This window comes from Helicobacter sp. 12S02232-10, assembly GCF_002272895.1.
GTDB lineage: Bacteria > Campylobacterota > Campylobacteria > Campylobacterales > Helicobacteraceae > Helicobacter_J.
This window is the reverse complement of sequence record NZ_MLAQ01000001.1, coordinates 35,723-62,114: the sequence shown is the minus strand read 5'-3', so window position 1 is coordinate 62,114 and position 26,392 is coordinate 35,723. Positions and strand designations below refer to the sequence as shown.

The 26,392-nt window shown below is 34.9% G+C and carries 17 protein-coding genes; 13 read left to right on the top strand and 4 right to left on the bottom strand.

The genetic code is table 11. The features are described 5' to 3' along the window. Position 1: 1 nt before the first annotated feature. From BKH41_RS00275 to BKH41_RS10025, 13 genes are all read left to right on the top strand, one after another. A complete protein-coding gene (locus BKH41_RS00275; protein ID WP_095296383.1) occupies positions 2–1,927 on the top strand; it encodes an FAD-dependent oxidoreductase in 1,926 nt (641 codons plus the stop codon). Next, a complete protein-coding gene (locus BKH41_RS00270) occupies positions 1,888–4,185 on the top strand; it encodes a 2Fe-2S iron-sulfur cluster-binding protein (protein ID WP_095296381.1) in 2,298 nt (765 codons plus the stop codon). The genes BKH41_RS00275 and BKH41_RS00270 overlap by 40 nt, the downstream gene beginning before the upstream one ends. Further along, the gene (locus tag BKH41_RS00265; protein ID WP_095296653.1) at positions 4,178–6,598 is read left to right on the top strand and encodes an NADH-quinone oxidoreductase subunit G; all 2,421 of its coding nucleotides are present in this window, start codon (positions 4,178–4,180) and stop codon (positions 6,596–6,598) included. The genes BKH41_RS00270 and BKH41_RS00265 overlap by 8 nt, the downstream gene beginning before the upstream one ends. After that, positions 6,595–7,584 (top strand): NADH-quinone oxidoreductase subunit NuoH, encoded by a 990-nt coding sequence (gene nuoH / locus BKH41_RS00260; protein WP_095296379.1) that lies wholly within the window; start codon positions 6,595–6,597, stop codon positions 7,582–7,584. The genes BKH41_RS00265 and nuoH overlap by 4 nt, the downstream gene beginning before the upstream one ends. Positions 7,585–7,593: 9 nt before the next feature. Beyond that, complete coding sequence (gene nuoI, locus BKH41_RS00255; protein WP_095296378.1) at positions 7,594–8,178, top strand: NADH-quinone oxidoreductase subunit NuoI; 585 nt, start codon at positions 7,594–7,596, stop codon at positions 8,176–8,178. A gap of 9 nt (positions 8,179–8,187) precedes the next feature. Further along, positions 8,188–8,754: an NADH-quinone oxidoreductase subunit J gene (locus BKH41_RS00250; protein WP_095296377.1), complete on the top strand. Its 567-nt coding sequence runs from the start codon at positions 8,188–8,190 to the stop codon at positions 8,752–8,754. Further along, the gene (nuoK, locus tag BKH41_RS00245) at positions 8,751–9,053 is read left to right on the top strand and encodes an NADH-quinone oxidoreductase subunit NuoK (RefSeq protein WP_095296375.1); all 303 of its coding nucleotides are present in this window, start codon (positions 8,751–8,753) and stop codon (positions 9,051–9,053) included. The genes BKH41_RS00250 and nuoK overlap by 4 nt, the downstream gene beginning before the upstream one ends. Before the next feature lie 2 nt (positions 9,054–9,055). Then, a complete protein-coding gene (gene nuoL, locus BKH41_RS00240; RefSeq protein ID WP_095296373.1) occupies positions 9,056–10,921 on the top strand; it encodes an NADH-quinone oxidoreductase subunit L in 1,866 nt (621 codons plus the stop codon). A gap of 3 nt (positions 10,922–10,924) precedes the next feature. Continuing rightward, complete coding sequence (locus tag BKH41_RS00235; protein WP_095296371.1) at positions 10,925–12,490, top strand: NADH-quinone oxidoreductase subunit M; 1,566 nt, start codon at positions 10,925–10,927, stop codon at positions 12,488–12,490. A 1-nt stretch (position 12,491) separates the two neighbouring features. After that, positions 12,492–13,985, top strand: a complete 1,494-nt coding sequence (gene nuoN / locus BKH41_RS00230; RefSeq protein WP_095296369.1) for an NADH-quinone oxidoreductase subunit NuoN — start codon at positions 12,492–12,494, stop codon at positions 13,983–13,985. Between the two features lie 17 nt (positions 13,986–14,002). Then, positions 14,003–16,342 (top strand): outer membrane protein assembly factor BamD, encoded by a 2,340-nt coding sequence (gene bamD, locus BKH41_RS00225; protein WP_095296367.1) that lies wholly within the window; start codon positions 14,003–14,005, stop codon positions 16,340–16,342. A gap of 20 nt (positions 16,343–16,362) precedes the next feature. Further along, entirely contained in the window at positions 16,363–17,760 is a 1,398-nt protein-coding gene (locus tag BKH41_RS00220; RefSeq protein ID WP_180762692.1) for a phosphomannomutase/phosphoglucomutase, read from the top strand. 1,728 nt (positions 17,761–19,488) lie between these two features. Beyond that, a complete protein-coding gene (locus BKH41_RS10025) occupies positions 19,489–19,929 on the top strand; it encodes a methyl-accepting chemotaxis protein (RefSeq protein WP_343286802.1) in 441 nt (146 codons plus the stop codon). A 4-nt stretch (positions 19,930–19,933) separates the two neighbouring features. On the opposite strand, the gene BKH41_RS00210 is transcribed toward BKH41_RS10025, so the two are convergent. The 4 genes from BKH41_RS00210 to BKH41_RS00190 all read right to left on the bottom strand — a co-directional run bounded on the left by BKH41_RS00210 (position 19,934) and on the right by BKH41_RS00190 (position 26,246). Beyond that, entirely contained in the window at positions 19,934–20,425 is a 492-nt protein-coding gene (locus BKH41_RS00210) for a hypothetical protein (protein ID WP_095296361.1), read from the bottom strand. Positions 20,426–20,768: 343 nt separating this feature from the next. Next, positions 20,769–22,802, bottom strand: a complete 2,034-nt coding sequence (guaA, locus tag BKH41_RS00205) for a glutamine-hydrolyzing GMP synthase (protein WP_219350011.1) — start codon at positions 22,800–22,802, stop codon at positions 20,769–20,771. Positions 22,803–23,301: 499 nt separating this feature from the next. After that, a complete protein-coding gene (locus tag BKH41_RS00195; RefSeq protein ID WP_095296360.1) occupies positions 23,302–23,838 on the bottom strand; it encodes a hypothetical protein in 537 nt (178 codons plus the stop codon). A gap of 2 nt (positions 23,839–23,840) precedes the next feature. Continuing rightward, complete coding sequence (locus tag BKH41_RS00190; RefSeq protein ID WP_095296358.1) at positions 23,841–26,246, bottom strand: molybdopterin guanine dinucleotide-containing S/N-oxide reductase; 2,406 nt, start codon at positions 26,244–26,246, stop codon at positions 23,841–23,843. Between the last annotated feature and the right edge of the window lie 146 nt (positions 26,247–26,392).

Here is a 26,392-nt window from a genome sequence, read left to right as displayed (position 1 = left end):
AATGTATCCTTTCATTCCCTACTCCATTCCAACTCAAGATTTTCCACACGATCTTCAGACCGATAATCTCAAAGCATTCGTGGGGTGGGATGGAGCTGTAGTATTTGATGAAAATACTGATATTTTAGATATGCTCAAAAATTATGCCTTTCAATATCAATGCTATGCTGAAGCGTGCGGGAGATGCACACCTGGAAAATATGGCGGGAGAGTTCTTTATGAATTGCTTGATAAAATCCAAAATAATTCTAATACCTCTTCTGAAGATATTTTACATTTAAAAGAAGTGTGCCATCTGATGATGGCAGCAAGTAAATGTGAAATCGGCAAAACAACTCCAAAGCCGATTTTGCAAATGCTAGAGTCAAAAAAAGAAATTTTTTTAAATCCCAAAAAACAAGTTCAATCCCAACATTATATTTCCAAAATTACTGCACCTTGCACAGATGCTTGCCCTTCACACGTCAATATACCAGGCTATATAGAAGGCGTGAGAGATATGCTCTTTGCAAATTCTTTGAGTGCTACAAGAAGTTCTATGCCTTTGGCTCAAGTATGTGGGAGAGTATGCCCGCATCCTTGTGAAAGCGCTTGCCGGCGTTTGGTATTGGATGAGCCTATCAGTATTATGGAGCTTAAACGCATTGGTGCAGATTATGAATACGATATGCATCTACCCTACCAACACCCAAAAATTCCAAAAGAAACTGATTTAAATTCAAAAGTTGCCATCATCGGTGCAGGTCCGGGCGGACTTAGTGCAGCATATTATCTTGCTTTAGAGGGTATAAAAGCAGATGTGTATGAAGCCTTGCCTGTTTTGGGAGGAGAAGTGGCTGTGGGGGTTCCTGATTATCGAATGCCTATTTCTCACTACAATCACGATATCGATATGCTTAAAAAAATCGGTGTCAGATTCCACACCTCCAGCCCGATGGATGAAAATTCAATGCTAGCGCTTGAAAAATCTCATCAAGCAATTATTTTGGCAACAGGAGCAAGAATTTCAAAAACGCTTGGTATTCCCGATGAAAATCCTGAATTGAAAGGCTATATCCCTGCAATCAAGTTTATGGACGAAGTCAATCTAGCTCAAAAATTTAACATCGGAACATTACCAAATATTAAGGGAAAAAATATTGTTTGCGTCGGCGGCGGATTCACTTCAATGGATGTCGTAAGGTGTGCAGTAAGACTTGGAGCAAAATCTGTAACAATGCTATATCGGCGAGATGAAGAAACTATCATTAAGAATACTTCTAAAGAAGAATATCACGAAAGTCTTGAAGAAGGCGTAAAATTTGAATTTCTTTCTGCAGTTGATTGCATCCATTCTCAAGACGGACAAATAACCTCTCTTGAAATTATAAAATTTGAACTTAAAAAAACCTCTTCTTCACCCAAAGGAGAGCTTATCAAAATTGATCAAGCCCCAATAAAAATTCAATGCGATATCCTGATCCCTGCAATCTCTCAAACTCCTGATTTTTCCTATCTCCCTAAAGAATGGAAAATTCAAATAAGCAAATGGGGAACTCTCCAAACTGAAATTGGCACTTTTGAAACAAGTAAAAAAGGTGTATTTGGCTGTGGTGATTGCGTGAGCGGTCCCCTCACGATTGTAAATGCCGTTGGGCAAGGCAAACGCGTCGCAAGTGTTGTAAAACGCTATATCCAAACTGGAGAAACAAGCTTAAGCGATGAAGAAAAAATGGAAGACTATCTCAGAAAAATCGGCGTATTCAACAAAGACGAAAAAATTCAGGGATGGATAAAGGGAGTACAACGCGCACACAACCAAATAGTGGCTGCAGAAGAAAGAAAACATAGCTTTCTTGAAGTTAATCGCGGTCTTTCCAATCAAGATGCTCTCAAGGAAGCTCAAAGATGTATGCGATGTTATTACATCGCAATGGCGGTGGTATAATGGAAATACATATTAATGATCAGAAATTTTCTTTCAATGAGGGTGAAAGCATTCTTGATGTTGCTAGAAAAAACAAAATCTATATCCCTACCCTTTGCCATCTGCCAAAGCTTTCTCCTGTAGGAGCATGTCGGATGTGTATCGTGGAAGAAAGTAATGGCAATATTATTGCCTCGTGCAAAAGCCCTGCCATCACAGGAGCTAAAATCTATACCAATACTCCAAGATTGCAACAATACCGCCAAGAAATTATGAAATTTTTATGCATCAATCATCCATTAGAATGTGGTGTATGTGACAAAAGTGGAGAATGCGAACTTCAAGATAAGGTGCTCGAAACCAAAATTCCATTTCAAACTTTTGGTGCCAAACAAAAGCAAGATGATTTTTTATCTTTTAAAAATAAAATCTATGATGAAAGTCTTTGCATTTTATGCGAACGCTGTGCTAGAACTTGCAACCAGATTGTAGGGAACAATTATCTTAAAGTAATCACTGGAGGATACCAATCAAAAATAGGTCTAAACGAAGAAAACTATTGTGAAGATTGTGATGAATGCGTCAGTGTATGCCCAACTGGGGCAATGATTTCACAAAGATTCCAATACAAATCCAATGCGTGGGAGCTTGAAAAAATACCTAGCTCGTGTATGAATTGTGCATTGGGATGTTATATCGTTTATGAAGTCAAAAATACAAATCAAGCCACTCATATTTCAAAAAATAAAAAAATTTATAGGAGTACAACACAAATGGAGTTTGCTCAGCTCTGCCATTCAGGCAGGCATCATTTTGTCAATGCACCCGTTTTAGAAAAAAATGATTCTGCACTGCAACAAGCAATCCAAGCTTTCAAAAAAGCTCGCTCCATTAGGATTGGGACACAAACTACCAATGAAGAAGCATTTGTTTTGAACTATCTTAAAAATAAATTAGGTCTCAAACTTTACTGTGAAGACGGGAGAGTTTATCAAAACTTTATCACCAAACTCAAATCGACTTCAGGCGCACCTGTTTATAGCACAAATAATATACTTGAAAATATTGATTTCTGTATCACGATGGGAAGTTTTATTTTTGATGAAATGCCGGTGTTAAAAAGCCATCTTATCAAAACTATCACAACCAAAAAAACCAAATACGTATGCTTGCACCCTATTCCTGATGAACGTCTAAAAAAACACGACTATATTCAATATGAAGTTGGCACAGAATTAGGTGTTGTAGCCTTAATGATGGCTAAATTCTTAAAAAATGTCCCATTTGAAAAAGAAATTTTTGATTTTATTCAAAACCTAGATATTGGTTATTTGAGCTCAGAATCCAATGCTGGTGAAGAAGAAATCCAAAACTTGGCCCAAATATTGGAAAAATCCAAAAATCCTGCGCTATTTGTCGGTCACGAACTTTTTTATCATCCACATTCTGAAGAGATTGCCCATATGCTTGGATTACTCGAAAAACATACCCATTTAAAAATTATCGTCCTTTCGCCAAGCGGGAATGCTGTGGGTATTTCTCTGATATGCAATCTTGATCAAGACGAATATGAGAATGATGGTGTTGTCGGTTATAGGGCGCAAGGAGATTTTTCTCTCAATCCTCTTTTTGATGACATTGCATACAATGAAAATCCTGACTTTGCTCCAAAAAATGATTTTATTATCCCAGCTTTATCCCAACTTGAAGCAACTTTTGTAAATACAGACTATCATTTGTTGCCACTCACACCCTCACTCCCTTATGAGGGTTATGATATTTGTGATATTGCTCAAAATTTTGGCATGAAAGAGACGTTTTTGATGGAGCTTACCCACCAACTCCCCTTAGAAAAAGGATTTAAAAACATTCTCTATGATGATTTGCCCAATCAATTTGACAAAAATGGCAATGAGATCCGAGGATATGAACTAACTCCAAAATCTTTTATTTCAAAGACTCCTACCCAACTTAAAACCATTGAGTTTCTACCCGAAACCAATGGATCTGTTTTATATATTCCTAAAAATTCAGGAAATTTTTTAGGGTTTGGATCTCCCAAAATTTTAGGTTCTAAGCAATTCAGAATTGCCAATAAGATTTCCTCTGACCAAAAAGTTTCCTTTTTACTTGATGGCAAAGAATTCATATGTGATTTTGTCGAACAAGATTATCTTAAGGGAATGATTGCCATTTTTGAAAGCGCAAAATTCTCAATTTCAAACCAAAAATACCCCTATCAACAAATCACCCTCAAACAATGGAATGAAGATGATTAAAATAAAAATAGACAATCAAGAAATAGAATGCCAAGAAGGACAAAGCGTTCTTGAAGTAGCTAGGAATAATGGTATCTATATTCCTGCGATTTGTTATTTGACAGGCTGCTCCCCCACGGTTGCTTGCAAAATGTGTATGGCCGAAATGGATGGAAAACGCATTTACAGCTGCAATTCAAAGGTTAAAAATAACTCTGTTATTTTCACACACACCTCTGAAATAATGGCCGAAAGAAAGGCAATTATGCAAACTTATGATGTCAATCATCCTTTGGAATGTGGCGTGTGTGATAAAAGCGGAGAATGCGAACTTCAAGATTTAACCTTAAAAATGCAAATAGAAAGCCAGCCCTTTGATGTACAAGATGATCCTAAAGAACATAAATATTGGGCTCAAACTACTTATGATCCCAATCTTTGCATTTTATGCGAACGTTGCGTAACGACCTGCAAAGACAATATTGGAGAAAGCAATCTTAAGGCCGTAAAAACAGATCTGCATTCTCCTGAAAAATTTAAAGACAATATGCCAAAAGATCCTTACAGCGTTTGGAGCAGAAAACAAAAAGCATTGATTGATTTTGTCGGCGAAACTCCTTGTTTTGATTGTGGCGAATGCATTTCTGTGTGTCCAGTAGGAGCATTAGGTTATAAAGATTTTAGCTACACCTCCAATGCGTGGGAACTTGAAAAAATAAACTCGACTTGCCAACATTGTGCAGCAGGATGCTATATCAACTATGAAGTCAGACATCAAGATACTCTAGGAGAACAGCCTAAAATCTATCGCGTAAGCAATAATTTTAATCATAATCCTATCTGCGGGGCAGGTAGATTTGCATTTGACATCACTTCAAGCCCAGAAGGTAGTAAAAACCTTTATGAAGCAATAGAAGCTATACAGAAGGCTAAAGCCGTTCGCATAGGAGGAGATATTACAAATGAGGAAGCCTATCTCATTGAAGGTTTGAGAAAAAAACTCGGCTTTAAACTTTATTGCGAAGAAACAAGAAAATTTCAAGAATTTATCAATATTCTTTCTCAACAACAAACTTACAATCTTTCAGATATCAAAAATGCAGATCTCATTATCACTCTAGGGTCAGGGATTAAGACTGAAAATCCCCTCATTAGATACACTATCAATAATACTCTCAAACTCAATAAAAATGCTTCTTTGATCTATGCCCACCCCGTCAAAGATTCTCTTATAGAAAAACTTGGGAAAAATATCTTGACAATCCATTATTCTCCAAAAAGCGATGAAATAATGCTTGGAGCAATGCTTTTAAGTTTAAATCTAAATCCAAATAATTGTCTCCAATCTTTGCTTGAAACAAAAAAAACGATTTTTAAAACTCTCTCTAAAGAAATCAAAAAAACGCTTCCTCAAGAAGATGGACAACCTCCAAAAGAAGTCACTGAAAAAATTGATGAAACAATTGAAATTCCATACTATGAAATGCTCGAACAAGCAAATATCGATTATGAAACTTACGAAAAATTATCCAAACTTCTCGCATCCGCTTCTGCGCCAATTTTAATCATTGGTCAAGATATTTACAAGCACAAAAAAGCCGAAAATATTGCTGCCTTGCTTGCTGTTTTAGAAAAAAACACAAATATCAAAGTCATTCCAATCCCTCCTCAAACAAATTCAGTCGGAATTTCCCTAATTTGTTCTTTAGATGTAGATAAAGGAGAAGAAAATACGATTGGAATCCGTACCAAAGGAGAATATCAAATCGATTCGGACAAATTCAGCACCAAAGATGGTTCCAAACAAAAAGTCGATTTTATTTTTCCTGCTCTCAATCAACTTGAAGGCACTCTTACAAGTTTTGAACACAGAATTTTGCCCTTAAAGCCTGCACTTCCCTATAAAGGATATGATTTAAGCGATATCGCTCAAGCTTTTGGTTTTAACGGTGAAAGTCTCATAGATTATACCCATTCGTTACCCACAGAAGTCGGTTATAAAAAAATTCCTTTTGATGAGCTTAGAAATTTTTACACAAATGGAGGAGATGATAAAAGAGGCTATCTCTTAAATCCTACAAATCTCAATCAAGCATCTTCTGATTATGAAATAAGCCCGATAGAATCTGTTTGTAATGAAACTTTTAATGCTTATTTAAAATATTCTCAAGTACAATTCTCCAATATTACAGCTCAAAGTCAAAATTTACAGACAAAAATCGGTATCTATACTTCAAAAAACAACTTGGAAGCTCTCTCTCTCAAACAAGGTGATGAAATCTGTCTAACAAAAGACAATCTAGAAATCATAGGAAAGATTTATATCGATTATGATCTAGAACAAGATATTTTTATCATCTCTCCTTGTTTGGACAAACAAAATATTTTCAAACAAAATATTTTTGAAAATCTTACCCCAAAGGAGCGCTTATGAGCGCATTTATAATAGAAACTCTGATTAAAATTTTAGTCGTCGTTGCTGTCTTTTCATTCTTAGGTGGATTTACTACTTATTTGGAAAGAAAAATTTTGGCATTTTTCCAACGAAGATTAGGACCTGTCTATGTTGGTCCTTGGGGACTTTTTCAGGTAGTTGCCGATGGTATCAAGCTTTTTAGCAAAGAAGATATTGTGCCTCAAAATGCCAATAAACTTATCTTTACCATCGCCCCTATCATAGCAATGATGAGTGCATTTATATCAATGGCTCCGATCCCATTTTTTGGCGACTTTACTCTATTTGGTTATCGTATCAAACCTGTCATTTCAGATATCAACGTCGGTCTTTTATTCTTTTTGGCAATAGGGTCTGTAGGTATTTATGCCCCATTACTTGCCGGTCTTGCTTCTAGAAGTAAATATTCTCTTATTGGGGCTGCAAGAGCAGCTATTCAACTTTTGAGCTTTGAGGTTGTAAGCACTTTGACTATTTTGGCTCCATTAATGATTGTGGGTTCTTTATCTTTAATTGAAATCAATAATTATCAATCTGGAGGGATATCAAACTGGCTAGTATTTAAGCAGCCCTTAGCCTTTGTATTATTTTTAGTCGCAAGCTATGCTGAGCTTAATCGAACTCCTTTTGATCTTTTGGAACACGAAGCTGAAATCGTAGCCGGTTATGCCACTGAATATAGCGGTCTGAAATGGGGAATGTTTTTCTTAGCAGAATATGCACATTTATTTGCATTCTGCTTTGTGATCTCATTGATCTTTTTTGGGGGGTACAATCCTTTATGGTTTATACCTGGTGGCATCGCTATTATTTTAAAAGTTTGTTTTTTTGTATTTTTGGCAATGTGGGCAAGAGCTACATTTGCCCACGTCAGACCCGATCAATTGATGCATATGTGCTGGAAAATAATGATGCCCTTGGCGTTGATTAATATTTTAATCACTGGCATTGCGATCTTACTCTAGGAGAATTAAATGGCAAAACAAAGCTATAAATGGGTGGAAGCCTTACCCACACCCACAAATAACCCTCAAAAATTCTTTAAAAGTCTTAAAACCATATTCGGAATGGATCTTTTTAAGGGACTTGCACTCACGCTCAAGGAGTTTTTCAGCAAAAATGTGACAGTGCAATACCCTTTAGAAACCCTGCCACTAAGCCCAAGATATCGAGCAGTCCATAATTTGCAAAGATTGCTTGAATCTGGAGAAGAAAGATGTATCGGATGTGGTTTGTGTGAAAAAATTTGTACAAGTAACTGCATTCGTATCATCACGCACAAAGGAAATGATGGCAGAAAAAAAATTGATAGTTATACCATCAATTTAGGACGTTGCATTTATTGCGGGCTATGCGCAGAAGTATGTCCCGAACTTGCAATTGTTATGGGAGATAGATTTGAAAATGCGAGCGAGCAAAGAGCACACTTTGGAATTAAGGAAGATTTTTTGAAAGATATGCAGGAAGCAAAAAATCATTCTCAGCAAGAATTTCAAGGTTTTGGCTCTCCAAGTTTGGATGCGGATACAAAAATCAAAAAAACCCCTTTGGATTATTAGGAGATACAAATGTTTGAAGTGATAGCCTTTTATTTTTTTGCCGCTTTGAGTTTATCTATGTTTCTCATCGTGGTAACAACCAAGAATGTCCTATATGCTATTACTGCTCTTGCAAGCGGACTGATTTTTATATCCGCATTTTTCTTTTTATTGAATGCAGAGTTTATGGGAGTGGTTCAGATTGCTGTTTATGCTGGAGCAGTGATTGTAATGTATGCTTTTGGAATGATGTTTTTTGATAGTTCTCAAGATGTAATTGAACGCACGCATTCTCCAAAAATTCTTTATTTGTTGGTATTTGGTATAGCTGTGATCCTTACACTTATTTTTGGTGCCCCCATTATTTCTCAAAATCTGATGAACAATCAAATGGATACGACTTTAGCAATCAATGAGAAAATGAGCAATATTGAACTGGTCGGTTATGTGCTATTTACAAAATATCTCATTCCTTTTGAAGTTGCTGCAATTATGCTTTTGGGAGCAATGATCGGAGGAATTGCCACTGGTATTCGAAAGGTTCATTTTCCCTCTGAAGACCAAAAATCTGAAGAACAAATAAAGGAAGTATTATGATAAGTCTTGGACATTATTTAGTTCTTTCAGGACTCCTATTTTGCATCGGGTTAGCAGGTGTTTTAAGACGAAAAAATATTTTAATGCTATTTTTTTCAACAGAAATTATGCTCAATGCCGTCAATATCGGTTTTGTAGCGATAGGAAGCTTTATGGGCGATATGAATGGGCAAATGTTTGCTCTTTTTATCATTGCTATCGCAGCAAGCGAAGTGGCCATCGGATTGGGGCTTGTTATTATGTGGTTTAAAAAACATAAAACCCTTGATATTGACAATCTCAATACTATGAAAGGTTAAATATGAATTTTTTATCTGATTCGCACTATATTTTTCTCTTATCTCTAGTTATTTTTTCACCGCTTATAGGAGCTATATATGCAGGATTCTGGGGAAGTAAAGAAAAATCCTTTCACGTTGGGGTTTTAAATTCCTTTTTAATTTTTATATCTTTTATCGCTTCTGTCATTTTATTCATTTCCACTGCTAATGGTGTGAGTTTTGATTTTACACTAATGGATTGGATGGTTTTAGGGGATTTTAACACAGATTTTTCTTTTGTTCTTGATTCTATCAGCGCGACAATGATTCTGGTTGTAAGCCTTGTTTCATTCTTAGTTCATGTCTATTCAATCGGCTATATGGAAAAAGATCCCGGCTATAATCGCTACTTCAGCTATCTCTCAGGCTTTGTATTCTCAATGATTATTTTAGTAATGAGTGATAATTTTTTAGGGCTATTTATCGGATGGGAAGGCGTGGGATTATGTTCCTATCTTCTCATTGGCTTTTGGTATGATCGAACAAGCGCAAATGCAGCCTCAATCGAAGCCTTTGTAATGAATAGAATCGCTGATCTTGGAATGCTTCTTGGCATTATTATGATTTATTGGGTATTTGGAACTCTCAAATATGCACAAGTTTTTGATATGATCCAAAATGTCGATATACCAAATTCTTACCTAACAATAATAGGAATCTTACTATTCATTGGGGCTATGGGAAAATCTGCCCAATTTCCTTTGCATACTTGGCTTGCCAATGCTATGGAAGGACCAACACCCGTTTCAGCACTTATCCACGCTGCTACGATGGTAACTGCAGGGGTGTATCTCTTGATTCGATCAAATCCATTGTATGAAATGATTCCACATCTTGGCTACTTTATAGCTTGTCTTGGGGCATTTGTAGCGATATTTGGAGCAAGTATGGCACTTGTCAATAAAGATCTTAAAAGAATTATTGCTTATTCTACTCTCTCCCAGCTCGGCTATATGTTTGTAGCAGCTGGTATCGGTGCTTATTGGATTGCTTTATTTCATTTATTCACACACGCCTTTTTCAAATCTCTTTTATTCTTAGGAGCAGGCAATGTAATGCATGCGATGGAAGACAATCTTGACATTACAAAAATGGGAAAACTTTTTAAACCCTTAAAAGTAACTTGTATTTTTATGATCATTGCTTCAGCTGCTCTTTCGGGTATCTATCCGTTTGCAGGATTTTTTTCAAAAGACAAAATTTTAGAAGTCGCATTTGGTAGTGGGCATTACTTCTTATGGTTATTGCTGTTAATCGGCGCAGGTATGACAGCCTTTTATAGTTTTAGACTCATTATGCTTGTTTTCTTTGGTTCTAAACGTCATTCGATTTCTCATCCACATGAAGCCAAATCGTTTATGCTCTATGCGATGTCTCCATTGGTTCTTTTGGCTATTATTTCAGGCTTTTTTGAAGAGAACTTTTCCCATTTTATTTATCAAAGCATTCCTTTAATGAAGCAATTTCACGCCCCTGTTTTGATTTTAATTGCCATCACAAGTCTTATAGCAATTTTATCAATCTTGTATGCGGTTTATAAATATCGACAAGGATACCAAGAAGCCGAAAGAGGCTTTTTTTACAAACTCCTGTACAATCAATATTATATTCCTCAAATTTATAAAAAAATTTTCATTATTCCCTATGGAGTCATAGCCGATTTCTTATGGAAAAAAATTGAAATAAAAATTATTGATGCAACCGTGGATAGTATTGGTAAAATTTTAATTTGGCTCAGCAAAATGCTGCAATTCATTCAGAATGGAAACCTTACCCGTTCGCTCCGATTGATGAGTTTTGGCATTCTTATAATGCTTGTTTTTGCAATCATTGGATTTTGGAGGTAATTTATGGATTATTTACTCAGTATCGTTATTTTCTTTCCTGCTCTAGCCTCCGTATTTGTTTTTATTATGGATAACAATGTTGCCAAACCCTATGGCATCACTATCGGACTTATTGAGCTCATTTTGGTCGCAGCACTTTGGATGGGCTTTGATTATTCCAATCCAAATATGCAATTTGAAAATGCCTTTGCACTTATTCCTGATTATGGAATCAATTATCACGTTGGTATCGATGGGATTTCGCTTTTCTTATTGGTTTTAAACGCTTTTATCATCTTTTTAACAACCATTTATCTCAATCAACCCAATGATAAAAATCATCTCGTTGTCTGTCTGTTGCTTTTAGAAAGCATCTTAATGGGTGTATTTTCATCACTAAATATGGTTTTATTTTATATTTTCTGGGAAATATCTCTAGTGCCGATTCTTTATATGATAGGAGCTTGGGGAACCGGAGAAAAAATTTATGCTGCACTAAAATTTTTCTTATATACTTTTTTTGCCTCTCTAATTATGTTTATCGGCATACTTTATTTTGGCTATCTTTATTTTATCGCTTCAGGAGGATGGAGTTTTGATATTTTAGACTGGTATAGTCTTGTCTTGCCTTTTGATATTCAACTATGGCTATTTTTAGCATTCTTCATCAGTATAGCCGTAAAAATCCCTATTTTTCCTTTTCATACTTGGCTTCCTCACGCTTATGGAGATGCCCCGACACTAGGATCTGTCATTTTAGCTGCTGTGCTTCTTAAAATGGGTACATATGCTTTGGTGCGTTTCTCTCTTCCTCTTTTCCCCGATGCAAGTTTTGCTCTTATAGTTCCTATAGCAATTTTAGCTCTTTTTATGGTGATTTATGGGGGTATGCTTGCTTTTGTTCAAAAAGATATGAAGCAAGTAGTCGCTTACAGTTCCATATCCCATATGGGTGTAGCAGTTATTGGTATTTTTGCCCTCAATCTTGAAGGAATTGGAGGTTCGGTATTTACAATGGTCGGACACGGCATTGTAAGCGGTGCTTTGTTTATGCTAGTAGGAATGATCTATCACAGAAGGAAAACAAGGCAAATTTCAGAATTTGGAGGGCTGGCACAAGTAATGCCAAATTTTGCAGTTATTTTTGGAATAGTAATGATGGCAAATGTAGGTCTTCCCTTAACCGTAGGTTTTGTCGGCGAATTTTTTAGTTTATTGGGATTTTTCAAAATCCACCCTGTTATTACCCTGTTAGCAGGAACAAGCATTGTCATTTCAGCAATTTATATGCTCAATCTATATAAAAAAGTATTTTTTGGATCTGTCAAAAATATTAAAAATATTGTTTTAAAAGATCTTTGTCCTAGAGAAATGAGTGTTCTAACTCCCCTTGTGATTGCGATTATTTTTCTGGGCATTTATCCAAAACCTCTTTTAACCCCAATCCAAAATAGTTCTGAACAACTTTTGCAAATTATGAATGATCGATCCGTCAAAGAAAAAACAAAAAACTATCTACAAAAATCTATGCTTAAAAACGAATCGGTTCAAGACTTGAACAAAAATCCCAAACCAATCAGAGAGGCGTGATATGCTAGAAAATTTTTACATTCCTTTTACAGACTTAAAATTCCACACTCTTTTGCCTATGTTTATTACCATTTTTGGAGCCATTTGTATCCTCAGTGCAAATGCTTTTACCTTAAAATTTTCACGTAGTCTCAACGTAGCGCTATGTATGCTATTTATTGCTATTGACTTGGCTTTTGTATTGGGTTTAAATGGATTTGATTTGGGATTTTTTGGCACTATCAGACTTGATGGCATTTCAATTTTAACCCAAATTATCATTCTTGTTGCTAGTTTATTTTTTATCTTTCTAGCCATTTCAAAAGAGCGCTATGCAGAGTTTCAAACTCCTGAATTTTATCCGCTTTATTTATTTATGACTGCAGGCTTTCAGTTTATGGTTTCAAGCGACAATTTAATTTTAATTTTATTGGGATTAGAAATCGCTTCGCTTTCTCTATGTGTCCTTATTGCGTTTAATGATGAAAATACAGGCATAGAGGCAGCTATCAAATATTTTGTAATGGGAGTTTTGGCAAGCGCATTTTATGCCATTGGGGCAATGATTCTTTATCTGGCTACCGGAAATATTGAAATTCACAATATTGTAGCTACTATTTATCAAAATAATTTTGAACCAACCCTTTTGCTTATAACGGGGTTCATATTTATGATTGGAGCCATCGGATTTAAAATTTCTCTAGTTCCTTTTCATACTTGGATGCCCGATGTTTATGAGGGAAGCAATCCAGTTTTGGCAGGATACATCTCCATTGTTCCAAAAATTGCAGGTTTTGCTGTAGCCATCAGGATTTTTGATGTCTTCATTAAATCAGAAATTCCGTGGATTGAAGATTTACTCTATATCCTTGTCATCATCACGATCACTCTTCCTAATATTATGGCATTTATGCAAGAAGATATTAAAAGAATGCTATCCTTTAGCTCCATATCCCATTCAGGATTTGCATTAGCCTGTATTTTTATCAATACAACTCAAAGTCAAAATGCAATGTTCATTTATTGGTTTATGTTTCTTTTTACGAACATTGGTGCATTTGCTATCCTTTGGCTATCAAAAAATAAAAAAAAGCTTTGGCACTCCCATTACGATCATCCTTATTCAAAATTTCAAGGTCTTGTAAGGGTTTATCCACTCATGGCTATCTTATTAGCTATTTTTATGTTTAGTCTTGCTGGTATCCCACCTTTTGCAGTCTTTTGGGGTAAAATGCTTGCAGTAAGTTCTGCAATTAATGCTGGTTATATTTGGCTTGCAATCATTATGATGCTAAATAGTGCAATTGCAGCTTATTATTACCTTAAACTAATTGTTTTTATGTTTCTCAAAGAGCCTGTAGTCACACAGGAAAATTCAGAAGTTTATATAGAAAATGCGACCTACTCCATTAAAGGTGTGATCGGAATTGCAGCCATTATTTGTTGCCTTTCGATTTTTATGGTTCAATTTTTGCTTGATATCACTTCAAAATACATTACCAATAGTGTTTATTAATATTTTTGGAGAAATCATTGGACATTTCCAAAGCACTTATACTTATTTTTCTAATTTCAAATTTTTTATATTCTCTTGAAATTACGGTTAATTACGGAAAAGAAAACTCAAAAAATTTCTCCGTCCTCAACATCAAAGGTTCTAAACCTTTCTTGTGTGCAGAAAAACCGAACTATGTAGATTCTGGCTACATCGTTGAATGTATCATTGATGCAATACCTCAAGAAGGTTTTTCACCTACAAAAACAATGTTTTTTGACTTTTATTACCGAATGATTGATGGCAAATTCCATCTTTATATTGAGCCCAAACAAAAGCAAAAACTTTTTGCCATTCCTAATGATCTCAAAAAAGACATTCAAATTATCAGAGAAAAACCAACCTTATCTCAAGCGTGGCAGATCATCGGATATGAAGATCATATTCCTTTTCTCTCAAATCAGCGCCCTAGGGGATTAAACTTTCCAGTCCTCATACCTGATGCCCAAACCCCCTATATTCCAGAACTCGATATCAATAATAAACCCTTAACTTATTCTAAAGGATTTGATTTTGACGCATATATGAAAGCAAAATCTGAATTAGAAAAAAAATCGTATTATGAAGCCTTAAATACTATTAACGCAACGCTAAAACAGTACCCTAATACAATCTTTAAAAAAGATCTCTATCTCTACCAAATTATTGCTCTTTCCAAACTGAATCAAAAACAACAGGATGCAATTATTGAAATAGCTTTAAATTGGATCAAACAATATCCCAATGATCCATCAATTCCACACGTACTTTACCTTTTGGCAAAAGCTTATTCAGAAATTCGATACATTTCAGAGTCTCAATACTACTACAAAAGAATCATTCAAGAATATTCTCAAAGCAGATACGCTCCATTAGCAAAAATGCGCTTAGCCATTGACTTCCTCAACGCTTCCAATATTGGATTAGCCTCCATCTATTTTCAAGAAGCTTATGCTGAAGCAAAAGACCTTGAAAGTGCAAGTGAAATCGCCCTCAATTGGTCGAGGCTTGAAATCGTAAAACAAAATTTTACAAATGCTGCGAATTTGATTGAAAAAGTACTCCAAGCCTATCCAGAATTTTTTGTTCTAGATCCTCAAAAAACTTATAAAATCATAAATTTTTTAGAGAAGAATAGTCTTTACAAAAATGCTGCTGACATTGCCCAATATCTCTTTAAACATACTAACAGTAAACAAATAGGATATGATCTTGGAAATCTCTACGAAAAAGCAGGAGAATTCGACAAGGCACATCAAGCAAATCTTGACTATATTAAAAGTCATCCGACAGATCCAAAAATAAAAGAAGTCAAAAAAAGAGATGATAAAATTCTATTCCAAATCTCAGGCGACAACAAAGAGAAGCTCGAACGCTATAACTACATCATTAAAAAATATCCCAATACCGAACAAAGCCAAAAAGCTCAAAAACTTAAAGCCCGGCTACTCATAGATGAAAAACAATACCAACAAGTTTTAGAAATGAGAAAAGACCTTGGGGAAGATTCTCCATTTGTGCAACTTGCAATCAATAGTCTGATTAAAAGCTATCTGCAAGATAATGATTGTAAAGATGCTAATATCTATTTGGTTCAGACGCAACAATACGACCTCAATGAATCTCAAAAACTTAAAGCATTTGATTGTCTCTACAATGCCTCTTTAAATAAAAATGCCCAAATTATCTCTGAGGGAATGGCACAACAAGCTAAAACCACTGATCAAAAATTAGCGTGGCTCTACCGAGACGCCAATAATCTCTATAAACTTGGAAATTATAAAACTTCAGTTTTAGCAGCCAAAGATGCATTCTCTATAGCACTTTTAAGCAAAAAATCTCAATATTATGATGTTGGATTCACGTTATTTTCTGATCTATCTGATATTAACAGCAAAGAAGAAGCCTTTAAAACTTATAACGAACTTGAAAAATTATTCAAAAATGATAAAAGAATGATAAAAGTTTATGCAACCCTACTCAATTGGGAAACTCAAATTAAAAATGATACAACCATACAAATTTATGCGCAAAACATCATCGCGCTCCAAAAAAAATATAAAATCGATGAATTCACTCCTTATGTAGAGTTTGAACTCATCAACTCCCTAATTCGCTCAAACAAACCTCAAGAAGCGTTGGTTCAAGTCAATGAGCTACTTTTAAAAAATCTCAATGATGAACAAAAACAAAAAGCTCTCTATACTAAAGCTTCAATACAAAATCTCCAAAAAGATGTACAAGGAGCAAAAAAATCATTTGAGAAATGTATGCTTATTCAAACAGATTCTCCTTGGAAAAACCTCTGTCTTCAAGGATTAGATTTATTTAAACAATAAGAAAGGAAATGCGACTTATGATTGATTCTAGCATCTTTAGAGAATATGACATTCGAGGAATTTATAATCAAAATCTCACCCAAGACACTGTTTTTGGAATCGGCGTCTTATTGGGTGAAAAAATTAAAGAAAATGGCGGTGAAAGCATTTTTATCGGACTTGATGCTCGAACTCACTCCCCAATCCTTTACAAATGGCTCAAAGAAGGTCTTGGAAAAAATGGACTTAAAATTTATTTTATCGGTATGGTTCCTACTCCAGTAGCCTACTTCGCAACCTATAATACTATCAATGGGTTCTCATCACATAATTCCATTATGATCACAGGCTCTCACAATCCCCCGCAATATAATGGATTTAAAATCACGCTTGGACGCAAGCCTTTTTATGGAAAAGACATTAAAGAACTTGGAGAAAAATTAGCCCAAAATCCCATTTCCTATGACCCTAAACCGATCCAAGAATACAATATTGATGCATTAGAAGCTTATAAAGATTATTTAATCAAACATTTTTCAAAACTCAAAAATTTCCCTTATTCAGTTGCTCTTGACTATGGAAATGGTGTTGGTGCAATTGGTCTAGAAGATATTTTAAACAAGCTTAACATCCGCCATTCTTCCTTATTTGCCCAACCCGACGGGAATTTCCCCAACCATCATCCCGATCCAAGTGAAGAAAAAAACCTATCAGACCTCAAAAATTATTTAAAAAACCACAATACTCCCATAGGATTAGCTTTTGATGGCGATGCAGATCGCATTGCCCTCTTAACTTCAAATCATAACTACAAAGGCGATGAACTTGCGATACTCTTTGCCAAAAACCTAGCTGAATGCAATATTTCTCCTTTGGTTATTGGAGAAGTAAAATGCTCTCAAATTATGTATGATGAGATCAATAAAATCGGTAAAAGTGTGATGTATAAAACAGGGCATAGCAACCTTAAAATCAAACTTAAGGAACTAAATGCACATTTAGCTGCAGAAATGAGTGGGCATATGTTTTTTAATGATCGATATTTTGGGTATGACGATGCCATTTATGCAGGTCTTAGGGCATTGGAATTATTTTTGAATCACACTCCTGAAGAACTTGAAAATATGATTGCCAAACTTCCATCATTCTACTGCACCCCTGAAGAAAAAATTCCCTCCTCTGAAGAGAATAAATTCGTAATTATCAATAAACTCCGCGAGATTCTTAAAAACCCGCCGAAAAATTTTCCAAAAATCCTTGAAATCATTACCATAGATGGCGTAAGGGTTGTATTTGAAAATGGCTGGGGACTTGTGCGTGCAAGCAATACAACCCCTGTTTTGGTTACAAGATTTGAAGCCAAAGACAAAGAAAGCGCTGATCTTTATAAAGAAAAACTCTTAGATATTATAGAAAAAATAAAACATATGTTATATTAATACAGACATCCTTTCATAAGCTTCAGGTTGTGATAGAATACAACCTCTTTTCTTCAAAATCAATCAGTCAAAGGATGTTTTATGACCTTTTCAAAATTAAGTATAGGCGCCAAAATAATCACCATTGTATCCTTGTGTGTGGCATTGGGCATTTTTATATTGGGTTTTATTATCTCTAGTGATGTCAGAAGTGTTGTCAAAGAACAATCTGATACAGCCTTAAGTGCAAAAGCAAAAATCAGTGCAAACAAAATTCTCATTGCAACCAATGAAGCTTTTTCATCACTAGAAACTGCTAGAAATATTATTTCATCCAATAATATTGAAGATATTCAAAACATAAAACATATTCAAAATATAATCGGCAATATGGTTAGCAACAATCACTATATTGCTCTAGGCTGGATCATTCTCAATGATAGTAATTATTTCAATACCTCTCACCCTAATTTTATTGTAAATAATAACAATACATTTTTGCTTGAAATGGCAAAATCAGGCAATAAGGTTAGTATAACAAAAACTGATCCCTTCATCTTAAAAAATCGTGCTTATCTTGAAGCTATCAAAACAGGACAACTTGCCTATAGCCCTCCTTTTTACCTTGAACTCGCAGATGGAAAAACTATCTATGCTGTAAATATGGCTGGACCTATTAAAAATCAAAATGGTAAAATCATCGGAGCAATAGGAATGTTTATTGACTTAAATATCCTTAAAAATGTCTTATTCGATCCTTCTGAAAAAAGTCTCAAAGATGAACATTCTTTTTTGCTTACTTCAGGAACTAGAATCGCTTTATCTTATAACGAAAAACTCCAAAATAAACTCCTTAAAGATGTAAATCACGATTCTAGTGTACAACAAATTGCAGAAGCTCAAAAAAGCAATACTCCAGAAATTCTTATCTATAAGGGAATGGCGAATTCTAAGACAAGTATCCTTGCCTTGCAACCATTTAGAATCTATGACAAAATTGATTTGAATTGGGCTGTAGGTATTTATTCTTCTGAAGATGCTGTCTATCAACCTGTTAGAAACATCCAGCTACTGATTACCTTCAGTAGTATTATTATTATTTTCATCATTGTTATCTCCATTTATTTCTTCATTAAAGTTAAAGTATCCACACGCATAAACAATATTTATGATGTTTTGCTCAGCTTCTTCAAACTACTCAATCACGAGAATAACACCGATATTAAATTACTTACAATTCAAGCTGAAGATGAACTCGGTAGAATGGGGCAAGCCATCAATGATAACATCACCAAAACCCAAAAAATTCTACAACAAGATAAAAATGCAGTTTCTGAATCTGTTTTAGTTGCACAAGAAGTTGAATCAGGAAATCTAACAGCTAGAATTACAAAACAACCTGCCAATCCCCAACTTATAGAACTTAAAAATGTTCTGAATAAAATGCTTGATGTTCTCCAACAAAAAATTGGCGCTAATATGAATGAAATTCAAAGGATTTTTGATGATTATAAAAGTCTCAATTTCACTTCAGATATTAAAAATGCACAAGGAAATGTAGAAATTACAACCAATATTTTAGGACAAGAAATCAAAAAGATGCTCATCACATCTTCAAACTTTGCAAACAATCTTTCAGAAGAAAGTCAAAAACTTAAAGAAGCCGTAGATAAGCTCACAGAAAGCTCAAAATATCAGTCTCAAAATCTCAAACAAACTTCTGTATCTGTAGAAGAAATTACAGACTCAATGCAAAATGTAGCCTTAAAAACCAATGATGTAATTGCGCAAGGACAAGATATTAAAAATATCATTGATATTATTCGCGACATTGCCGACCAAACCAATCTTCTAGCCTTAAATGCCGCCATTGAAGCTGCTAGAGCAGGCGAACACGGCAGAGGTTTTGCAGTCGTAGCCGATGAAGTCAGAAAACTAGCCGAAAGAACTCAAAAATCTCTGGCTGAAATAGAAACTAACATCAATATTCTTGTGCAATCCATCAGTGATATGGCAGAATCAATCAAAATGCAATCTAAAAATATCACTCAAATTAATGACACCATTGCAGAGCTTGAAACCAATACTGAAAATAATGTTACGATTGTGGATTCATCATTGACTATCAGTAGCAATGTCAATCGAATTGCCAACGAAATCCTTGAAGACACTCGCAAGAAAAAATTCTAATACTCTAAGAACCGAAATTTTCGGTTCTTGCCAATTTCTTAACTTTTAAAAATTTTCTTCTTATTGTTGGAACAAAAAACATTAGAAATAAAAAAATTCCCTCAAACATATTGACTACAGACTTAACAACAAAAACACTGCTATAATCAACATAATAACTACCCGATACTAAGCAAAGAATGAAATATCCAATGCTAACTAACAAATACAGCCATCTTGCCCAATTTTTAAAAAAATAAATTCCCATTATTGAAACCCAAAAACCAATGGCCACAAATGCTATGAGTAGAAGAAAAAATAATGCCGATAATTTATATTCCAAAGAGATATTTTGAAATTCATAATTGGAAAATTTACTGAACACCAAATTAAAAAATATATCAGAATAAGTACTCACTTTTCCAGACAATGGAAATAAAAAATCTAAAGCAAGCAAACAAACATAACTTATAGCAATTATCCACCAAACAATTTTAAAATACCTTATATCAATCATAAAATCTCTCTTATTAAATAATTAATTTAACTTTATATAATTTAATAATCATTGTGACTAAAATTATCTTAAAGGGTAATAATGATACTTTTTTCAATTTAAAGAAAATTTTTTTGATGGATTTGCTATCATTAAAGAATATAAATTTATATAATTAATGAAGCAATCTTATTCATATGAAAGAATTTCATATCTTTAATTATAAAGAATTAAATAAGATGAAATTTTGAAGTTTTCTAATTCACAAACCTATCTAGCCCATAAATACCTAATCTATCACTATTTATTTTATAAATGATAAAAATTTTATTGCCCGTTCCAATATTGCAATCGCAAACAATCTTTACTCCCATTCAATCGTTCCTGGCGGCTTGGAAGTAATATCATAAACGACTCGATTAACCCCGCCAACCTCATTAATAATGCGACTTGAAACATTTTCCAAAAGTTCGTGAGGTAGATATGCAAAACTTGCAGTCATTCCATCGACAGCTATGACTGCACGCACGCAAATAGTATTATCATAAGTACGATTATCCCCCATCACTCCTACGGATTTGACATTTAACAACACACAAAAAGCCTGCCACACCTTATCATAATACCCGCTTTTATGCAATTCTTCCAAAAAAACTGCATCAGCTTTCTTTAATAAATCCAAGTCTGCCCGATTCACATCACCCATAATGCGAATCGCAAGTCCAGGTCCAGGAAACGGGTGGCGCATTAACATTTTTTGTGGAATTCCAAGCTCACGCCCCAATTCACGAACCTCGTCTTTAAAAAGTTCTCTGAGGGGTTCAATCAATTCAAATTTCATCCACTCAGGCAATCCTCCTACGTTATGATGGGATTTGATAGTCTTAGAGGGTCCCTTCACGCTTACAGATTCAATAACATCAGGATATAACGTGCCTTGAGCCAAAAACTTAATTTCACCATCTTGGTGATATTTTTTTGCTTCTTTTTCAAAAACTTCAATAAATGTTTCACCAATGATTTTACGTTTCTTTTCCGGATCCTTTATGCCTGCAAGCTTGCTTAAAAAAAGTTCGCTTGCATCCACACTAATTAAAGGTATGCCCAAATCTTTTTTAAACATTGCTTCAACTGCCTCACGTTCGCCTGCCCTCAAAAGTCCGTGATCTACAAAAACAGGAATCAAACGCTCTTTAATCGCACGATGAAGCAATGTCGCTACGACTGAAGAATCCACGCCTCCGCTTACGCCACATAATACTTTTCCATCTTTAATGATTTCGCGCAACTTTATAATCTCAGTTTGAGCAAACCGATGCATATTCCAATCAGTAGATGTGCCACAAATTTTTACAGCAAAATTTTTCAATATCTCTCCGCCACATTCACTTTGAACTACTTCAGGATGAAACTGTAAAGCATATATTCGTCTGCTAAAATCAGCTATTGCACAACATTGCGTGTTTTCACTCTTTGCTAATGCAACAAATCCTTCCGGCATTACTTCGACTTTATCAGCGTGACTCATCCACACAATACTCTTGCGCTTGATCCCTTCAAATATTGCACTTGACTTAACCCAATCTCTCAAGGTATTTGTTTTTGAACGCAATTGCACGTTTAGTAACGGAGTGCCTCTAAAAATAGCATTTTCTTTAAATATCTCAAATCCTGCTTGCTGATAAAATGCAATTGCATCCATACTCTCTAACAAGCAAGTGACTTCAATTTCTTCATATTTCTTGAAACACACTTCAAGTGCCTCTCTTAAAAATATCTTACCAAAATTCTTAAAATTCGCCTCATCTGAAGTGAAAAAAATATCAAATGTATTGTCTTTTGTACTCATAAATCCAAGTACATCATCATCTCTGAGTAAAATCAATGTTTGGTCGCTATTTTTTAAAATTTCGCACATATCTTGAATGACAGATAAAATTTTTGCTTCATCCATAAAATTATGGCGTTTTCTAAAATACTTTTCCCAACTCTTCAGAAGTTTCTCTAAATTTTGAGCATTCATCTGGCTTGCGTATATAGTTTGAATCTCATAATCTTGCTCCAATAATTCCAAACTCACCTTACCAAACTCTTGAGCCTGTGCAGGAATAACGCGTCCGCCAAAAAAATCTGCAATGTATTGCATTCCATAACAAATCCCAAGTACTGGAACTCCAAGTCCAAAAATCTTGCTATCAGGCTTATAGGCTCCCTCTTCATATACACTTGCAGGTCCCCCACTCAAAATAATTCCCTTAGGATGTTTTGCTTTGATATTCTCAAATGTCTCAAAATACGGGACAATTTCGGCATAAACACCACATTCACGAAGCCTTCTTGCAATAAGCTGTGTGTATTGACTTCCAAAATCCAAGACTAAAATTTCAACCCTATCCATAAAAACCTTTCATTTATTTCATAATCATCTTTGAAATCATATCAAAACTTCCAAAAATTAACTTCTTTTATCAAATTACAAAATGAAACAAAAATATAATTTTAAAAATGACCTTACAAACAAAACTATTGAATTTTCAGAAAAATCTTCTATTGATAACACAATCAAAACAGATGTACTATGACCCTCAAAAAGATTCCATATTTTTTCAACTATAGTCTGCTTAGTTTTGCTTATCCTATAGCACAAAAGCTCATTTATCCTCACAAATAGCCTAAAATATCTTTGAGTGGAGTTATGAACACACCAACAGATTTTGGGAATAAAAATTTTAGAATGCAGCTATACTATGGCAAGAATGATTGCAAAATATATATTGCAATACTTTTATTTTCTAACAATTTACACAGGAAGAATCGGCAGAAAATTGAGGATTGAAATAAATCCTCAATGAATAAAATTCAAATCAAATCATTCAAATCGAAATTTTCTAAATCTCTTATTCGTCATCAGTGGCATAGCCATCAGTAGCGTGTGCCTTTAAATATTGGATAATGATATCTGCTTCCTTATCCGTTGGCATTGCAAAGGCTCTCATTGTCGTAAAAAGTCCATCCCATTCCATCATATTATGCTCTTTTGGAGCGTGAGCAGCATGGCACATCGAACACGTATCATAATAGAGAAATTCAGCATCTGCCCAAGCTTCAGCTTGACTTTTATTCAATTCATTTTTTGGAAGAGAAACCTCAAGTGTATCTGAATTCACTTCACCAGTTTTGAGAGTTATAAAAGGCAATTCAAGATTTTTTGTTCCATAAAGAGTCTTTTTATCCCCTGCCTTGAGATAACCTTTAACTTTAATAACAATTTTTCCCCCTGCCTCACCGACTTGCTCACCTGGCGTACCTCTGACTATTGTCCCAATCACATTTTTACCATCTTTATCATAGGCATTGGTATTATCCATCACATAAAGTGTTTGTGCACATAAAGAATAAGTTAAAAAAGTAAAGATCAAAGAAATTTTTTTCATAGTTATGCTCCTATAATTTCAGGCACAGAAATTGATCGATAAGGTCTGACAACCTCATCTTTTCCAAGTTTTTTAATCGCCACTAAAGCCGTATTCACTGATGTCGCTTGTGCCATTTGACTTGTAGGACGAGAAGAAGTCAAAACATTAACGTGACCAGCATTACATCTAGGTTTTTTTGCCTTAGGTTCTTCAGGATCATACCACGCTCCTTCTTGAATCGCTACAACTCCAGGACGAATATTATCACTCACAAGAGCCCCTGCAAGTAATCGCCCTCTACCATTAAAGACCTCAATAATTTCACCGTGCTTGATACCTAATTTTTGAGCATCTTTTGTATTAATCATTACAGGCTCGCGTCCTTGAATTTTATAAACATCCCGAACCCAAGTATTATCAAGCTGAGAATGGACACGGTATCTAGGATGTGGAGAAAGCAAATGAAAAGGGTATTTTTTTGCCTCTTTTGCTCCCAGCCATTCTGCAGGTTCAAGCCATACTGGATAACCCTTAAAATCAGGAAGATTATAAGAAGCAAATTTTTCAGAATAAATCTGTATTTTTCCACTCTCTGTAGCAAGCTTATTAGCAACTGGATCAGCACGAAATTCAGAGTGACGAACATATTTTCTAGCTTCTTCAGGAATATCAAATTCCACATACCCATCTTTCCAGAATTGATCAAATTCTTTAAATACAGGGCCGTCGCTTTTTTCATAAAATCCCTTAATCCACTCTATATAAGTCTTGCCTCCTGTATAACGCTTTTCTACTTTTTCTCCACCAAGCCTCAAAGCCAAAAGTCTAAAAATTTCAAAATCATCTTTTGATTCATAAACAGGTTCGATTACTTTTTTCATCGCATAAATAACATTTCTAGAATATGTGCCTCCAGAAGTGATATCATCTCTTTCAAGGGTACAAGTCGAAGGAAAAACAATATCAGACATTTTAGCCAGTGGAGTCCACCAAGGCTCATGTACTACGACTGTATCTACACTCCTAAGGGCTTCAATAAGTTCATTAGTATTAGGATGATGTCCAAGCAAAGACGCCCCGCACATATAAACCATATCAACTTTTGGAAGTTTGATTTTTTTACCCTTAAAATTGATTTCTTTTCCTGGATTCAAAATAGCTTCTGAAATTCGAGAGGCAGGGATTGAGCTTTCAACCCGATTTCTTCCTTGAGAAAGACCAGGAGTTGTTCGATAACCTGAATATGCTTGTCCGCCTCCTCCATAATGCATTGAGAAGCCAAACCCACCACCTGGAAGTCCGATTTGCCCAATCATACTTGCAAGAGCAATCAATGCCCAATCAGCCTGCTCACCATGTTGAGCTCTCTGCATTGCCCAATTGCCCGCCAAAAAGGTTCTAGTAGAAACAAACAAATCAGCCAATTCTTTAATTTTAGATGCAGGAACTTCAGTAATTTGGGCTGCCCATTCTAGAGTTTTAGGCGTATTATCCCCTGATTTTCCAAGTAAATAAGGTAAAAACTTATCAAATCCATCGGTATATTTTTCAATAAATTTTTTATCATATTTTCCAGATGTATAAAGATAATTCATCATTCCAAGCATCAACGCTACATCCGTATTAGGACGAATTTTTATCCATTCTGCTCCAAACATTTGTGCAGTTTCAGTATAAATGGGATCAATGGAGATAAATTTAATCCCTGCTTTTTTATATTTGGGGTAATAATCATCATTAACATGATTAGGAACAACATAATCAATTCGATTACATTTAAACAAGTCAGTTCCCCACATTACATAAACCTTGCAATTGGCAATCATTTCTTCATGGGCAGTTTGCAATGAATACACTTCCATATCACCCATAATGGTTGGATTAACTCTTCCTGCAGCTCCATTGCTATATTCTCCATCCGTTCCTATAGCTCCCCCTAAAGTTGTGTTAAAAAATCTTCCGGCTACAATGTTTGAGTTATGAAGTCGTCCAACATGTCCCCATCCTCCATAACTCCCATTATAAATATTTTCTCTAGGGATTTCTTTGAGTTTTTTTGCAACAAGATCAAGTGCAACATCCCAACTCACACGAACAAATTCTTCTTTACCGCGCATATTTTTATTGTTTTTTTTGCCTTCCAAGTAACTTTTTCTAACGCAAGGATATTTGACTCTCGTATCAGAATATACCCTATCAATCATTGCTTTAATCATAATAGAGGGGTTGGCATCAGTTTTTTGAGGAATAATATCTTTAATGATACCATCTTCCACTTTAGCTATAAAAGGTCCGAAATGTGTCGCATGAGGAATCATTTCGGTTTTCTTGAATACCCCGACAGCCTGAAGAGGCGATGAACATAACGCACTCAAAGATGCTATTCCTGCAGTTCCTTTCAGCATACTTCGTCTTGAAAGAGCCATAGAATCTCCTTGTTTTATTTAAGATAGTTATGATTATATCGATAATTCGGTTAAAAAATATAAATAATGGTTATATAAATATATATATAAAGTGTTTTATGGACATTTAAAATAATTGCTTTGTGATATTTATAAAAAAAATTAAT